Annotated in this window: 14 protein-coding genes; 4 read left to right on the top strand and 10 right to left on the bottom strand. The window is 63.0% G+C overall.

Annotated features, from left to right (window positions below; genetic code table 11):
- Positions 1 to 20: 20 nt before the first annotated feature.
- The gene (locus IVB22_RS38030; RefSeq protein WP_247522264.1) at positions 21 to 260 is read left to right on the top strand and encodes a hypothetical protein; all 240 of its coding nucleotides are present in this window, start codon (positions 21 to 23) and stop codon (positions 258 to 260) included.
- Between the two features lie 188 nt (positions 261 to 448).
- Positions 449 to 1534, top strand: a complete 1086-nt coding sequence (locus IVB22_RS38035; protein WP_247522265.1) for a DUF2336 domain-containing protein — start codon at positions 449 to 451, stop codon at positions 1532 to 1534.
- Between the two features lie 512 nt (positions 1535 to 2046).
- Here IVB22_RS38035 and ilvC read toward each other — a convergent pair.
- The 8 genes from ilvC to miaA form a co-directional block, all read right to left on the bottom strand.
- The gene (ilvC, locus tag IVB22_RS38040) at positions 2047 to 3066 is read right to left on the bottom strand and encodes a ketol-acid reductoisomerase (protein ID WP_247522266.1); all 1020 of its coding nucleotides are present in this window, start codon (positions 3064 to 3066) and stop codon (positions 2047 to 2049) included.
- A 145-nt stretch (positions 3067 to 3211) separates the two neighbouring features.
- Positions 3212 to 3817, bottom strand: coding sequence for a LysE family translocator (locus IVB22_RS38045; RefSeq protein ID WP_247522267.1), 606 nt, complete (start codon positions 3815 to 3817; stop codon positions 3212 to 3214).
- Between the two features lie 6 nt (positions 3818 to 3823).
- The gene (locus IVB22_RS38050; protein WP_247522268.1) at positions 3824 to 4729 is read right to left on the bottom strand and encodes an EamA family transporter; all 906 of its coding nucleotides are present in this window, start codon (positions 4727 to 4729) and stop codon (positions 3824 to 3826) included.
- Positions 4730 to 4766: 37 nt separating this feature from the next.
- Positions 4767 to 5462, bottom strand: coding sequence for a class I SAM-dependent methyltransferase (locus IVB22_RS38055; protein WP_247522269.1), 696 nt, complete (start codon positions 5460 to 5462; stop codon positions 4767 to 4769).
- A gap of 3 nt (positions 5463 to 5465) precedes the next feature.
- Positions 5466 to 6008 (bottom strand): acetolactate synthase small subunit, encoded by a 543-nt coding sequence (ilvN, locus tag IVB22_RS38060; protein ID WP_247522270.1) that lies wholly within the window; start codon positions 6006 to 6008, stop codon positions 5466 to 5468.
- A gap of 153 nt (positions 6009 to 6161) precedes the next feature.
- Positions 6162 to 7148 (bottom strand): threonine dehydratase, encoded by a 987-nt coding sequence (locus IVB22_RS38065; RefSeq protein ID WP_247522271.1) that lies wholly within the window; start codon positions 7146 to 7148, stop codon positions 6162 to 6164.
- A gap of 14 nt (positions 7149 to 7162) precedes the next feature.
- Positions 7163 to 8938, bottom strand: coding sequence for an acetolactate synthase 3 large subunit (locus IVB22_RS38070; RefSeq protein WP_247522272.1), 1776 nt, complete (start codon positions 8936 to 8938; stop codon positions 7163 to 7165).
- Positions 8939 to 9462: 524 nt separating this feature from the next.
- Positions 9463 to 10392, bottom strand: coding sequence for a tRNA (adenosine(37)-N6)-dimethylallyltransferase MiaA (miaA, locus tag IVB22_RS38075; RefSeq protein ID WP_247522273.1), 930 nt, complete (start codon positions 10390 to 10392; stop codon positions 9463 to 9465).
- Between miaA and serB the strand changes: the two genes are divergently transcribed.
- Complete coding sequence (gene serB, locus IVB22_RS38080; protein WP_247522274.1) at positions 10391 to 11293, top strand: phosphoserine phosphatase SerB; 903 nt, start codon at positions 10391 to 10393, stop codon at positions 11291 to 11293. The two genes, miaA and serB, sit on opposite strands and share 2 nt — an antisense overlap.
- A 97-nt stretch (positions 11294 to 11390) precedes the next feature.
- Positions 11391 to 12293: a restriction endonuclease gene (locus tag IVB22_RS38085; protein WP_247522275.1), complete on the top strand. Its 903-nt coding sequence runs from the start codon at positions 11391 to 11393 to the stop codon at positions 12291 to 12293.
- A gap of 272 nt (positions 12294 to 12565) precedes the next feature.
- Here IVB22_RS38085 and IVB22_RS38090 read toward each other — a convergent pair whose 3' ends face one another.
- Both IVB22_RS38090 and IVB22_RS38095 read right to left on the bottom strand, forming a co-directional pair.
- On the bottom strand, positions 12566 to 14080 hold the full coding sequence (locus tag IVB22_RS38090) for a Do family serine endopeptidase (protein WP_247522276.1): 1515 nt from the start codon (positions 14078 to 14080) through the stop codon (positions 12566 to 12568).
- A gap of 240 nt (positions 14081 to 14320) precedes the next feature.
- Positions 14321 to 14521 carry a DUF2065 domain-containing protein gene (locus tag IVB22_RS38095; RefSeq protein ID WP_247522277.1) on the bottom strand — a complete coding sequence of 67 codons (201 nt, stop codon included), beginning with the start codon at positions 14519 to 14521 and terminating at the stop codon, positions 14321 to 14323.
- Between the last annotated feature and the right edge of the window lie 16 nt (positions 14522 to 14537).

Below are 14537 nucleotides of genomic sequence, written 5' to 3' on the forward strand. Positions count from 1 at the left end.
AAGCCCTTGTAAGAGGTTTAATGAAGTTCGTCGTGAAGGAATGCTTAAGCCCCGGCTTCGTGAGCTTCCTCCGCGGGTGCGGCAGCCTTGACGGCGTCTTGTTCGGCAAGTTGCTATTCGATTTTTCCCGGGAACGATTTGGAGAGGATAGCAGCCGGGCCGGACGACCGGAAGCGGTGCCGCATATCAGATCCGGCGCGACATCGGCGATTTATCGCGTGAAATCGCTGCGTTCGCCCCCCGATCGCGTTGGTAAATAATTCGGAACACGACGTTTGCAATGCGCGGCCTGCTTCGACGCCTGAGCGCTCGCGACGGCCGTGGCCAATGGATTGCCCATTTCAGGTGCGGTCGGTCTGTATTTCTGCCGGATCGCGCCTTTAACGCGGCGTAAGGCTCGGCTCGTCATTGTGCACCAACCCTTCAACAACCAGATAGGCTGCCCACAATGGTGCAACAGCCAGCGCACTCGATCATTGCCGAATTGGAAGACGCGGTCAGAGGCGGTTCATCTGCCCGCCGGGTGGAAACCCTGCGGCAGGTTACCGACCTCTTTCTCAACGACGGAGAACGCCTCAGCGACGACCAGGTCAAGGTCTTCGACGACGTGCTCTGCCTCCTGATCGCACGTGTCGAAACGCGGGCCAAAGCCGAGCTCTCCAAACGGCTGGCGCCGCTCGACTACGCGCCGTTCGAGGTGATTCAGCATTTGGCCTGGGACGACGAGATCGAGGTTGCCGGCAGCGTGCTTGCAAATTCCAGCCGGCTCGGGACCGACGTGCTGGTCGAGATCGCCAGCAGCAAGGGGCAGGATCACCTGCTCGCCATTTCCGGCCGGCCCAATTTGCCCGCGGCGGTGACCGACGTCATCGTCGATCGCGGCGAAAACCAGGTGATCCGCAAACTGGCCAACAATGCCGGCGCGCAGTTCTCCGAGGGAGGCTATTCCAACATCGTCGCCCGCGCCTTCGCCGACGACGAACTGGTCGAGATTCTCGGCCTTCGCGGCGATTTGCCGGAAAATTGCATGCGCGATCTGCTGCGCCGCGCCAAGGACGCGGTCCGCGCCCGCCTGCTGGCCATCGCGCCGCCCGCGCTTCAGGAAGAGATCAAGAAGGTCTTGAACATAATCGCCCGCGAGGCGCCGCCTCCGGGGCGGAGCTTCGGCGTCGCCGAGGAGTACGTGAAGCTGATGAAGGGGCTGAACGAGCTGGACGACGCGGCGGTCTATAGTTTCGCCGAATCGAAAAAGTTCGACGAGGTCACGGTTGCGATCGCGGTTCTCAATGAGATGCCAATCGAAATGGTGGCCCGGCTGATGGAAGGCCCCCGCGCCGACCTCCTCCTCATTCCGTGCCGGTCGGCTCGCCTGAACTGGCCGACCGTCGAGTCGATCCTGCGCAACCGGCCGGTAATGCCTTCGGTCAACGAGCAGACGCTGGAGATCGCAGAGCGCGATTACCGGAAACTGTCGCTGGAGACGGCCCAGCGCACCGTGCGCTTCTGGCAGTTGCACAACAGGATCGAGAAGTAGCCGGCCCACCGACGTCTTCGACGGGGTCGACCTCGCCTCACTGCATGGGGAAACGGATACCCGGTCGCGCTGTTCGACCGGCGACATCCGTTTCACGCACGGGGATGCAGATTAAGCAATCGCGCTTTGACTCGGTAAACGCTGACTTTTCCGTCGCTGATGTAGCTGTTGAATTGCTTCGCACCAAGAATGTGCATGAAGCGTCAGTTCTTCGTTTTGGCTCGGGCGGCGCACTCTGCGCGCCACGTTCAAGAATATAGTTGAGCCGTCAATTCTTCGAAGAAGCGGCGAGACCGCATTCGCGATCTCGCCGGAACGTAGCGTCGAGGGCTTAATTATTGGTATGTCGGTAACGCCGAACCTGCGCTTGGACTCTCTCGTGTCCCGGACGCGCTGCAGGAATTGTAGGGTGGGCAAAGGCGCTCTTGCGCCGTGCCCACCATTCTATGCACCGAGGCACCTGAATGGTGGGCACGCTGCGCTTTGCCCACCCTACGGCGATCGAGCCAGCCTCAGTTCTTGGTCTTGTCGACCAGCGCGCCCTTCTTGATCCACGGCATCATATCGCGGAGCTTCTCGCCGACTTCCTCGATCGGATGGGCGGCGAGCTTGGCGCGGGTCGCCTTGAACGAGGTCTGGTTGACCTTGTTCTCCAGCATCCAGTCGCGGGCGAACTTGCCGGACTGGATGTCGTTGAGAACCCGCTTCATCTCCTTCTTGGTCTCGTCGGTAACGATGCGCGGACCAGTGACGTACTCGCCGTATTCGGCGGTGTTGGAGATCGAGTAGTTCATGTTGGCGATGCCGCCTTCATAGATCAGGTCGACGATCAGCTTCACCTCGTGCAGGCACTCGAAATAGGCCATCTCGGGGGCGTAGCCGGCTTCCACCAGCGTCTCGAAGCCGCCCTTGATCAGCTCGACCAGGCCGCCGCAAAGCACCACCTGCTCGCCGAACAGGTCGGTCTCGCACTCTTCCTTGAACGAGGTCTCGATGATGCCGGCGCGGCCGCCGCCGATCGCCGAGGCATAGCTGAGGCCGAGGTCGTGGGCATTGCCGGAAACGTCCTTGGCGATCGCGATCAGGCAGGGCACGCCGCCGCCGCGCTGGTATTCCGAGCGGACGGTGTGGCCGGGGCCCTTCGGGGCGATCATCAGCACGTCGAGGTCGGCGCGCGGGTCGAGCAGGTTGAAATGGACGTTGAGGCCGTGCGCGAACACGAGCGCTGCGCCCTTCTTCATGTTGTCGTGCAGGTGCTCGCGGTAGATGTCGCCCTGCAGTTCGTCCGGGGTGAGCATCATGACGAGGTCGGCCCATTTGGCGGCTTCGGCGACTTCCATCACCTTGAAGCCGGCGGTTTCCGCCTTCTTGGCCGAGGCCGAGCCCTTGCGCAGCGCAATGGCGACTTCCTTGACGCCGGAATCCTTCAGGTTCAGCGCATGGGCATGGCCCTGGCTGCCATAGCCGACGATGACAACCTTCTTGCCCTTGATCAGGTTCAGGTCGGCGTCGCGATCGTAATAAACACGCATGGTCGTTTCCTTAATCGATGGCCAAATCGGCCGGTTAATCAGGCATTTGGGTGGATGTGACCGCCGGTCGCCCGTGAATTTCCGGCGTTGTCTAGAGCATTTTCCGCTTTCTGGGAAACCCGTTTATGCATGGCCCGGTGCGGCATCATGCGTCCATGAAGACCGGATAGAGCGAGGCCAGCAGCAAGACCGCCATGACGATGTTGAAGGCCCGCACCGCCCGCCGGGAGGTCAGGACCGGCCGCAGCGCGGTGCCGAACAGGGCCCAGGCGGTGCAGGACAGGATGCCCAGGAGCAGGCTCAGCCCGACCTGGATCACGATGTTCCAGGGATAGGCGGCGATCGCCGCATAGGCGGTGATGGTGCCGATCACCATGACCCAGCCCTTGGCGTTGACCCACTGGAACATGGCCGCGCCCCAGAACGTCATCGGGCGGCCGCGGGCTTTGTCCTGCTCCGCCGAGGGCGGCTCGGAGATCGCGATCGCCCACGCCAGATAGACCAGATAGGCCACGCCGGCATATTTCAGGATGGTCTGCAAAATCGGATAGGCGATGAAGATGGTCCCGAGCCCGAGGCCAACCGCGCCGACCATGAAGGCGAAGCCGACCGTAATGCCCATGATGTGGGGGATGGTTGGGCGGAAGCCGTAGGTGAGCCCCGACGACAGCAGCATGATGTTGTTCGGCCCCGGCGTGAAAAACATCACCGTGGCGAACATGACGAAGGCGATCAGGAGCGAATGCGACATGGGGCCTCACGCGATCTTTGGCAGAACTTGTTTTTCTAAGGCCGAATCTTCTGAAGCCTTGGGCCGCTTCGACAGCAGCATGATAGCAATGCCGCCCACCACGGTGACCATCCCGGCCAGCCGCAGCAGTCCAAAGGTTTCGCCGAACACCACGCTGGAGGCGGCGGAACCGACGAACGGCACCAGCAGCGCGAACGGCACCACCTGCGCCGCCGGGTAGTCCCGCAGCAGCCTTCCCCACAGCCAGTAGGCGATGCTGGTGGAGACGCCGCCGAGACCGATCATGCACAACAGGCCGGTCTGCGACATATGGGTCAGCGCATGCCAGGTCGGCTGCGGGCCGTTGCTGACCAGCGTCAGCGCCAACAACGGGACCGCGGCGACCAGGCACAGCCACGCGAACAGGTCGAACATCGGCACGCCCTGCGCACGCCGCAGCAGAAGATTGCCGGCCGCGAAGCTGAGCGGCGAGATCATCAGTATGGCGAAGGCACTGACGCTGAAATCGTAACCGACGGTACCGCAGATCATCAGCAGGCCGACCGTGGCAACGCCGATGCCCACCGTCTGCCACGCACCCGGCCGCTCGCGGAACAGCAGCGCGGCAAAGCCGATGGTGAACAGCGCCTGGCTCTGCACGATCACGCTGGAAAGGCCGACGGGAACGCCGTAGGCGATGGCAAAGGCTTGCGCCAGAAACTGGCCGAGGAACAGCGTGAAGCTGATCGAGGCCAGCACCGTCCATGAAACCTTCGGCCGCGCCACGAACAGGCAAGGCAAGGCGGCGATGGCAAAGCGCAGCGTCGTCATCAGTTCCGGCGAAAACTCGTTCAGCGCGATCCGGCTCGCGACAAAGGCAAGCCCCCAGATCACCGCTACCAGGACGGCGATGCAGACATCGGCCGGTTTCATTTTTTGGCTCTGTTGGTTCTTGGCTCTGTTGGTTTTCTTAGCTCTGTTGGTCCGGCTTTGGCTTGCGCAGGAGATAGGTGCCGTGGAGGGGCGCGTGATAGTCGACCGATTCCAGCGTGAAGCCGACATCGGTCAGCATGCGCTCGATCACCCAGCCGAAGGTCGAGTATTCGTCGCGCATATGGGTGACCACGCCCTCGCGCTGGAAATCGTGGTTCTTGATGGTGAAATCGGCCCACTGCTCGACATCGCGCTCGGTGCCGTCGGGCATGCTGACGAACACGATGTCGCGCAGGTAGAAATTGGCGCCGGGCTTCAGCGCCGCGTAGATTCTTGCCAGCGCCACCGCCTTCCAGAAATCCGGCAAATGATGCAGCGTGAATTCGCTGACGATCAGGTCATACGAATTCGGCTGGTAGGCAAAGCTCAGCATGCCGGCCGGCTGGGTACGGATCGCCACCTTGCGGTCGCGGGCCTGGATGTTGGCAAGCGCCAGCATCGCAGGCGAAATGTCGATCGCATCGACTTCGGCGCCCAACAGCGCGGCCTCGCAGGCCAGCACGCCGTTGCCGCAGCCGATATCGGCCAGCCGCCAGCCCTTCTGCACGCCGAGCATGGTCAGCGCCGCGCGGGCGCGGAGGTCGCTGTCGTCATGCCGGTCGTAGATCGAGGCGACCGCGGAATCGAGCCCGAGCTGTCGCCTTTGATTGTAATACCAGTCCCGCGCCAGCATGTTTCACATCCCCTCAGGCCCGCGCCCGATCGCGGCAACGCCGGTGCGCGACACTTCGACAAGGCCGAGCGGGCGCATCAGATCGATGAATTGACTGATTTTGGAAGAATTGCCTGTGATCTCGAACACAAAACTCTCGGTGGTGGCGTCGATCACGCGGGCGCGGAACGCATCCGCCAGCCGCAGCGCCTCGACGCGGTGGTCGCCGCCACCGCGCACCTTCACCATGGCGAGTTCCCGCTCGATGGAGCGGCCGGTGATCGTCATGTCGACGACGCGATAGATCGGCACCATGCGATCGAGCTGGTGCTTGATCTGCTCGATCACCATCGGCGTGCCCGTGGTGACGATGGTGATGCGCGAGAGATGTTTCTGGCTTTCGGTTTCAGAGACCGTAAGGCTCTCGATGTTGTAGCCGCGGCCGGAGAACAGCCCGATCACGCGCGCGAGCACGCCCGGCTCGTTCTGCACCAGGACTGAGAGCGTGTGCGTCTCGTTGGGATCGTGGCGGTCTTCCAGGAAGTAGGCGGATGCGGGCTGGTTCATTTCAAGTCCCCTCAACATTCTCAGTTGTCATGCCCGCGAAGGCGGGCATCCAGTAATCGCCGGCGCCTGAGATCAACGGACAGGCCGCGGCGTACTGGATCGTCCGGTCAAGCCGGACGATGACGGCAAAATACTTGGCTGGCATTCGTGACATCACGCCAATGCCCTTTCACCAACGGCGGTAGCATCCGTCCCGACCCATTTGCGGAACAGATCGAAATCGATATTACCGCCGCTCAGGATCAGGCCGCCGCGCTTGCCGGCGAGCTTTGCCTTCTCCTGCAGCGCGGCGGCGAGCGCAGCGGCGCCTGCGCCTTCGGCAAGATTGTGCGTATCGGTCCAGTAGGCGCGCACCGCCGCAGCGACCTCGTCGTCGGTAACTTGCACGATGCGCGAGGCGCCCTTGCGGATAACCGCGAGCGCCTCGGCAACGGGAACGCGGGTGGCCATGCCGTCGGCCAGCGTGTTGCTGGTCTCGGTAGTCACGACCGTGCCGGCCGCAAACGACAGCGCGTAGGATGGCGCTTCGGTCGACTGCACGCCGACGATCTCTGTCTTCAGTCCAAGCAGATCGCGCGCCATGATGCAGCCGCAGATGCCTGAGCCCTGCCCAATCGGCACATAGAGCACGTCGAGGTCCGGCGCCGCGCGCAGCAATTCGAGCGCATAGGTCGCGACGCCGAGCACGAGGTCGGGATGGAACGACGGCACCATATGAAGACCATCGAACTGGGCGCGGCGCGCGGCTTCTTCGGCTGCCGCCTGAAAGTCCTCGCCATGTTCGACCAACTCGGCGCCGAACGCGCACATGGCGCGGTTCTTCTCGACCGAATTTCCTTTCGGGACATAGATCACCGCGCGAACGCCATGACGGCCGGCGGCGAACGCAAGACTCTGCCCGTGATTGCCGCGCGTGGCGGAAATGATTCCGGGTGTGTTCGCCCGCTCCCGCTTCAGCCGGTCGAGATAAACCAGCCCGCCGCGCACCTTGAAGGCGCCGATCGGCGTGTGGTTCTCATGCTTGACCACAACATCAGCGCCGAGCCGCTCGCTAAGCAGCGGCCAGGCATGCGCCGGTGTCGGCGGCACGGCCTGGCCGACGATTTCGTGCGCGCGTTCGAGGTCCGTGAGGTCAAACATTTGAATGCTTCACCTCACACCAGCGCCTTGCCGCCGGCGAAGGCGGCGGCGGTGGCTTCGTCGGTGGCTTCCACCGGCAGCAGCATTTCGTTATGCGCCTTGCCGGACGGAATCATCGGGAAGCAGTTTTCCAGTGCGGCGACGCGGCAATCGAACAGCACCGGGCGCTTGACCTTGATCATCTCCTTGAGCGCGCCGTCGAGATCGCCGGGCTTGATCGCCTGCAAACCGACGCAGCCGAACGCATCCGCGAGCTTGACAAAATCCGGCAGCGCTTCGGAGTAGGAATGCGACAGCCGGTTGCCGTGCAGGAGCTGCTGCCACTGCCGCACCATGCCCATGTACTGGTTGTTCAGGATGAAGATCTTGATCGGCAATTCATACTGAACGGCCGTCGACATCTCCTGCATCGTCATCTGCACCGAGGCGTCGCCCGCGATATCGATCACGAGGCTGTCGCGATGCGCGACCTGCACGCCAAGCGCTGCCGGCAGGCCGTAGCCCATGGTGCCGAGACCGCCCGACGTCATCCAGCGGTGCGGCTCCTCGAACCCGAAGAACTGCGCCGCCCACATCTGGTGCTGCCCGACTTCGGTCGTGATGTAGGTGTCATGGCCGCGCGTCGCCTCGAACAGCTTCTGGATGGCGTATTGCGGCAGGATGACGTCGTTGCTCTTCTTGTAGGCGAGCGAATTGCGCGCCCGCCAGGTGGCAATCTCCTGCCACCAGCTCTTGATGTCAGGCTTCTTCGCTTCGGCCGTGAACACCTGCAGGAGGTCGCCCAGCACGTTGGCGGCATCGCCGATGATCGGCACGTCGACGCGGATGTTCTTGTTGATCGAGGACGGATCGATGTCGATGTGGATCTTCTTCGAGCCCGGCGAGAACGCGTCGGTGCGGCCGGTGATGCGGTCGTCGAAGCGCGCGCCGACGCACAGCATGACGTCGCAATCATGCATCGCCATGTTGGACTCGTAGGTGCCGTGCATGCCGAGCATGCCCAGCCAGTTCTTGCCGGTCGCAGGATAGGCGCCGAGGCCCATCAGCGTCGAGGTGATCGGGAATCCGGTGACGTCGACCAACTCGCGCAGGAGCTTCGACGCCTCGGGTCCGGAATTGATGACGCCGCCGCCGGAATAGATCACCGGCCGCTTGGCGGACGCCAATAGCGCCACCGCCTTGCGGATCTGCGCGGCATCGCCCTTGACCCGCGGCGTGTAGGAGACATGCACGTCGGACTTGCGCGGCGGATGATAGGTGCCGACAGCGAACTGCACGTCCTTAGGGACATCGACCACGACCGGACCGGGACGGCCTGACGTCGCGACATAGAACGCCTCGTGCAGCACCTTGGCCAGGTCTTCGACGTCGCGCACGAGCCAGTTGTGCTTGGTGCAGGGACGTGTGATGCCGACGGTGTCGCATTCCTGGAACGCGTCATTGCCGATCAGATGCGTCGGCACCTGTCCGGTGATGCAGACCACGGGAATCGAATCCATCAGCGCGTCCGTCAGCGGCGTCACCATGTTGGTGGCGCCGGGACCTGACGTCACCAGCACCACGCCGGGTTTGCCGGTCGAGCGCGCATAGCCTTCGGCGGCATGGCCGGCGCCCTGCTCGTGCCGCACCAGAATGTGCTCGACGTCGCTCTGCTGGAAAATCTCGTCATAGATCGGAAGCACCGCGCCGCCGGGATAGCCGAAGAGGTGCTGGACGCCATGATCGATGAGCGCGCGCACGATCATCGCGGCGCCGGTCATCTGGTTCGGATCGTGGCTCTTGTCGGTCATGGCTTGCTCCGGATGCGCTGCTGGCGCGGCTTTCTTCGGTTTCGAGTGCTAGAGCGAGATGACGTTTCTTCGAAACTTCATCTCGCTCTATCTTCTTGTTTGAGCATGATCTTTTCGGAAAACCGGTTCCCACTTTTCCGGATCATGCTTCAGGGAATAAAAAAAGGGCCCGAGAGGCCCCATGCACACCGCCTGAATTTGGGATGGCCTCAGCCACCCCCGGCGGTGCGCCTGGGTACGACTACGATAAGGAGTTTGGTAATAATGTTACGCATTTGGCGGCTCGGACTTCCCAAAGGTTGCGCGGTTATACCGCCCGATCCCCGGAAGTCAAGGGAAGGACGCCTTTAGCGCGATTTTTGCAGCTTAGCGGCGTTCCGGGCGTTCGGCGAGTGGGAATTTTAAGCCTGCAGCCATGCGGGGAGGCTCGTAGCCGGTAGCCCGTAGCCCGGGTGGAGCGAAGCGCAACCCGGGGGGCCGGGAGCCGCGGAGAGAATCCCGGATTGCGCTGCACTCCATCCGGGCTACGAGGTCCGCGCCGCCACCCACCCCCTCGCCGCTTCCGGGGCTACCCACTCAAACTCCGGCAGCTGGTGCCGGAACCAGGTGAATTGCCGCTTGGCGTAATGGCGGGTATCGGCGCGGCCGATTTCGGCGGCCTCTTCGCGCGTGATCTCGCCGCGTAGGTAGCGGATCAACGCCGGTACGCCATGGGCCTTCATGGCCGGCAGCAAGGGATCTAGCTTTCGCGCGGCGAGCGCCGCGACCTCCTCCAGCGCGCCCGCGGCCAGCATCGCGTCGAACCGCGCATCGATCCGCGCATAAAGCTGGTCGCGTTCGGGCGCGAGGAACAGCGCGGTGAATTCGCTCCGAGGCAGCAGCGGCGGCAGGCCTTCCTGGTGCCAGTCGGGCAGCGTACGGCCGGTGGCTTCGACGACCTCCAGCGCGCGGGCAATCCGCGTGCGATCGCGCGGCTTCAGGCGTTCGGCCGAGACGGGATCGCGCCGCGCCAGCTCAGTATGCAGCGCTTCGACACCGTCGCGCTCCAGCCGCGCACGCACCGCATCGCGCACCTCGGCTGGAATCGGCGGCACTGCGGAGAGACCACGCGTCAACGCCTTGAAGTACAGGCCGGAACCGCCGATGAAGACGGCCACGCGCTTTTCCGCACGCGCCTCCGACAGCACCTTGGCAGCGTCCGCCACCCAGGCGCCGGCCGAAAAGTTGACCGACGCGTCGACATGGCCATAGAGCCGGTGCGGCGCGCGGGCCTCCTCCTCCACCGTCGGCCGCGCCGTGATGATGCGGAGATCGCGATAGACCTGCATGGAATCGGTGTTGACGACGACGCCGCCGGTCTTTTGCGCCAATTCGAGCGCCAGCGCCGACTTGCCGCTGGCGGTCGGCCCTGCGATAAGCACGGCCTTGCTCAAACTAAGCGAATTCGCCTGCATGTCCCTCGTCGCCACCCTGATCTGCAACCCGGCCAATCCCGCGCTCGACACCACCATTGTCGACGGCGCGCTGGCCGTTCTCCCCTCGCCCGGCACGGCGCAATGGCTGTTCGACGAGGTCGCAGTCGACATTCCCTTCGACCATCAGGTCAAGAGCCCTGATGACATCAAGGCGATCGAAACCCGCCTGCAACAGGCGCGCGGCGACCTGCCGATCGACATCGTCGTGCAGCCTGTCGCCTTCAGGCGCAAGAAGCTTTTTCTGGCGGACATGGATTCCACCATGATCGGCCAGGAATGCATCGACGAGCTGGCGGATTTCGTCGGGCTAAAGGCGCATGTCGCCGGAATCACCGAACGGGCCATGCGCGGCGAAATCGAATTCGAGCCGGCGCTGCGCGAGCGCGTTGCGCTGCTGAAGGACCTGCCGGTCGGCGTGGTCGACGAGGTGCTGGCAAAACGCATCACGCCGACGCCGGGAGGCCGCGAGCTGGTTTCCACCATGCGCGCGAGCGGCGCTTACACCTGCCTGATCTCGGGCGGCTTCACGCTGTTCACCAATGCGGTCGCCGCCAAGATCGGCTTCCAGGAGAACCGCGCCAACGAACTCGTTGTGCGCGACGGCAAATTCACCGGCGAAGTCGCTGAACCAATCCTGGGCCGCGCCGCCAAGCTCGCAACACTCATCGAGCTTCGCGAATCCTTCGACCTCGACGAAATCGACACGCTGGTGACCGGCGACGGCGCCAACGACCTCGGCATGATCCAGGCGGCGGGGCTCGGCGTCGCCTATCACGCCAAGCCCGCGGTCGCCGCCGCTGCCGCCGCGCGGATCGACTACGGCGATCTCACCGCGTTGCTATATACGCAGGGCTACCGGCGCGACGAGTTCGCGGACTAATTGAAATTGGTCTGTTGCTCACGCCAGCAACGCGAACCTATTGCGACGATGAGCAACCTTAAGTAGCTTGCACAAATGAGCATCTTAAGGGGTCGCAATGAGCCAACCTAAGACGGTTGATCGTGGCGTTTCATTCATAAAATTCGTGCTTGGACTTCTAAGGGCTCACCCGGACGGCATGCGCCCACGCGACATCTACGCAGAGATCCAATCAAAGCTGCCCCTGGATGATTTCGACAAGGAGACGATGAAGGGCTCGGGGCTGCCGCGGTGGCGAGCCACCCTGCATTTCCACTCTGTCGCAGCGACGAAAGCTGTATTGCTCGTCAAGTCAGACGGACGGTGGCGGGTGACGGACGAGGGCCAGAAGTTTGTGACCCTGCCGGATTACGAACTCAAGCGGCTGATGCGATCCCGCTACCGCGAATGGCGTTGGAGCCATCAGAAGGTAAAGACTGGCGCTGGAACTGCAAACGCTGTCGACGAAACGCCGCCACTCGACACTTCGGTTCTGTTCGAAGATGCCAAGGAAAAGGCCCGCGAGGAAATCGACACCTATCTCGACACCCTCTCGGGCTACGAATTTCAGAACCTCGTAGCGGCGCTGCTTGAAGGGATGGGATACGCCACAAGCACGGTCTCAAAACCAGGCTCGGATGGAGGGACGGACATCCTTGCCTATATCGATCCGCTGGGCGCGCAGACGCCGCATATCCGGGTTCAGGTGAAGCATCGAGACCAGACAGCTTCGCGTGAAGATGTCGCAGCACTTCGAGGCATCATCCGTGGCGATCGGGAAATTGGCCTGTTTGTTTCTTCCGGCGGCTTCTCAAGGGAGGCGCGTCGCGAAGCCGGCAATGGCGCCGTTCACATCGAACTGGTCGACCTCGACCGTTTTCTTGAACTTTGGCTGCAGCACTACAGCAAGATACCTGAAGTCAAGCGATCAAAGCTTCGCCTCGAACCAATCCACTTTCTGGCCGTGGTCTCGCTCACCTGAGCCTTTCGCGCATCGCTACCGAAGTGCTTGTGGTGACGCTCGCTCGCAGGCGCGAAAATTGCGGCGCGAGGAGTTCGCGGGGGATAAAACTCTACGTCGTCCCTGCGAACGCAGGGACCCATAGCGCGTTGTCCTCTCGATAAAAGCAAGATGGCTGACGTCTTCCAAAACAATTGGTGCCGCGGCGTATGGGTCCCTGCGCCCGTGCGCAATTGCGCACTAGGCAGGGACGACATCGTCGTGTGGAGCGGCCAGCCGAGGTCACACCAGTTTTACTGCACGCTCAGCGCGACGAAGCGCAATTCGCCTTCGCCGTTCGAAACCAGCAGCAGCACCGACTTCTTGCCGTCCTTCTTGAGCTGATCGACGCGCTTCTTGATGTCGGCGGCGTTAGTGACCGCTTCCTGCGCCACCTCGACGATGACGTCGCCAGCGGAGAGCCGCTTTTCGGCGGCGTCGGAGGAACCATCGACACCGGTGACAATCACGCCCTTGACGCTGTCCTTGATCTTGTACTTCGTGCGCAGGTCCTTGCTCAGCGCGGCGAGATCGAGGCCGAGCGCCTTTTGCGTCACCGGCTTCTCGACGGGGTCGTCCTTGGTCTTGGCGGCGGCCTGCTGCACCTTTTCGTTATCCTCGAGGCGCCCGAGCGTGACCTTGCGGCTTTCCTCCTTGCCCTTACGGATGACCACCACGTCGACTTCCTTGCCGACCGCGGTATCGGCAACGACGCGCGAGAGATCCTTCGGATCCTTGACGTCCTTGCCGTCGAACTTGACGACGACGTCGCCGGGCTCGATGCCGGCGGGCTTGGCCGGCCCCTTGTCGTCGATACCCGCAACCAGCGCGCCGCGGGCGGGCTTGATGTTGAGACTTTCGGCGATCTCCTCGGTGACCTGCTGGATCCGCACGCCGAGCCAGCCGCGGCGCAGCTCGCCGAACTGCCGGAGCTGATCGACCACGCCCGCCACCGTCTTCGACGGCACCGCGAAGCCGAGGCCGATCGAACCGCCGGTCGGCGAGATGATCAGCGTGTTGACACCGACTACCTCGCCTTCGAGGTTGAACAGCGGCCCACCGGAATTGCCGCGATTGATCGATGCATCGGTCTGGATGTAGCTGTCATACGGCCCCTGGCTGATGTCGCGGTTGCGCGCCGACACGATGCCGGCCGTGACCGAGCCGCCGAGGCTGAACGGATTGCCGATCGCGATCACCCACTCGCCGAGCCGCAGCTTGTCGGAATCGCCGAACTTCACCGCGTTCACGGGCTTCACCGGCTTGAACTTCAGCACCGCGATGTCGGTCTTCTTGTCGACGCCGACCAGTTCGGCCTTGATCTTGGTGCCGTCGTTCATGATCACGTTGATCTCGTCGGCGTCCGCAATGACGTGATTGTTGGTGACGACGACGCCCGCGGCATCGATGATGAACCCGGAGCCGAGCGAATTGGTCTTGCGTCGCTGCATCTCACCGCTCTTGTCGCCGTCCTTGGGAGCAGCGCCGCCGCGACGGTTCTTGAAGAAATCGTCGAAGAACTCTTCGAACGGCGAGCCCGGCGGCAATTGCGGCATCGCTTCCCTGTTGTTGCCGCCGCCTTTGGCCTCGACGTTCTGCGAGGTCGAGATATTGACGACTGAGTCGATCACCTTTTCGGCAATGTCGGCGATGCCGTCCGGCCCGCGCGCGCTGGCCGGCACCGACGCCAGCAAGCTGGCGGCACTGAACGAGATCGCAATCCCCATCAGGCGCAGGCGGCGGCTCAAGGTGGGTCTGACACCGGTCATGTCGGCTTGTCTCCAAGGGGGTGAATTCGGGCCCACAGTGCGCCCGAACGGGTCCGAGGCGCAAGCATCTGCGCCCGATATTCCGGCGAAAAACCGGCCCCAGCCGGCTCACGATTACGTTGACGCCACAGCTACTTGCACGGGTTGGTCGCCATCATTCCGGGCGCGAAGCGAACCCAGATGCGCAATTTCACGTCTGAGGCCCGGTCCTGCGGACCATCCCGGAATGACGGTGGAAGCTTACCGCCGCACAAACCAGATCAGGAGCAGACCCACGACCGCCGAGACGATGCCGACGATCCGCAGGATATTGTCAGGCGTTGCCAGCGCGCTCTTCATCGCCCGGCGCATCCAGGCTGGGCTCGCGGCGAACATCAGGCCCTCGAATACAAAAAGCAGAGCCACACCGATGAGGAAGTCGGCAAACGCTATGGACCTCATCGGATGGTAACCCCCC

Source organism: Bradyrhizobium sp. 190 (assembly GCF_023073415.1).
Lineage (GTDB): Bacteria > Pseudomonadota > Alphaproteobacteria > Rhizobiales > Xanthobacteraceae > Bradyrhizobium.

Excerpts from the sequence above, each read along its gene's own strand:
- IVB22_RS38090 (WP_247522276.1), bottom strand. The coding sequence starts at position 14,080 with ATGACCGGTGTCAGACCCACCTTGAGCCGCCGCCTGCGCCTGATGGGG.
- miaA (WP_247522273.1), bottom strand. The coding sequence starts at position 10,392 with ATGCAGGCGAATTCGCTTAGTTTGAGCAAGGCCGTGCTTATCGCAGGG.
- IVB22_RS38035 (WP_247522265.1), top strand. The coding sequence starts at position 449 with ATGGTGCAACAGCCAGCGCACTCGATCATTGCCGAATTGGAAGACGCG.
- IVB22_RS38070 (WP_247522272.1), bottom strand. The coding sequence starts at position 8,938 with ATGACCGACAAGAGCCACGATCCGAACCAGATGACCGGCGCCGCGATG.
- IVB22_RS38095 (WP_247522277.1), bottom strand. The coding sequence starts at position 14,521 with ATGAGGTCCATAGCGTTTGCCGACTTCCTCATCGGTGTGGCTCTGCTT.
- ilvN (WP_247522270.1), bottom strand. The coding sequence starts at position 6,008 with ATGAACCAGCCCGCATCCGCCTACTTCCTGGAAGACCGCCACGATCCC.
- IVB22_RS38050 (WP_247522268.1), bottom strand. The coding sequence starts at position 4,729 with ATGAAACCGGCCGATGTCTGCATCGCCGTCCTGGTAGCGGTGATCTGG.
- IVB22_RS38055 (WP_247522269.1), bottom strand. The coding sequence starts at position 5,462 with ATGCTGGCGCGGGACTGGTATTACAATCAAAGGCGACAGCTCGGGCTC.
- IVB22_RS38045 (WP_247522267.1), bottom strand. The coding sequence starts at position 3,817 with ATGTCGCATTCGCTCCTGATCGCCTTCGTCATGTTCGCCACGGTGATG.
- ilvC (WP_247522266.1), bottom strand. The coding sequence starts at position 3,066 with ATGCGTGTTTATTACGATCGCGACGCCGACCTGAACCTGATCAAGGGC.
- serB (WP_247522274.1), top strand. The coding sequence starts at position 10,391 with ATGTCCCTCGTCGCCACCCTGATCTGCAACCCGGCCAATCCCGCGCTC.
- IVB22_RS38030 (WP_247522264.1), top strand. The coding sequence starts at position 21 with ATGAAGTTCGTCGTGAAGGAATGCTTAAGCCCCGGCTTCGTGAGCTTC.
- IVB22_RS38085 (WP_247522275.1), top strand. The coding sequence starts at position 11,391 with ATGAGCCAACCTAAGACGGTTGATCGTGGCGTTTCATTCATAAAATTC.
- IVB22_RS38065 (WP_247522271.1), bottom strand. The coding sequence starts at position 7,148 with ATGTTTGACCTCACGGACCTCGAACGCGCGCACGAAATCGTCGGCCAG.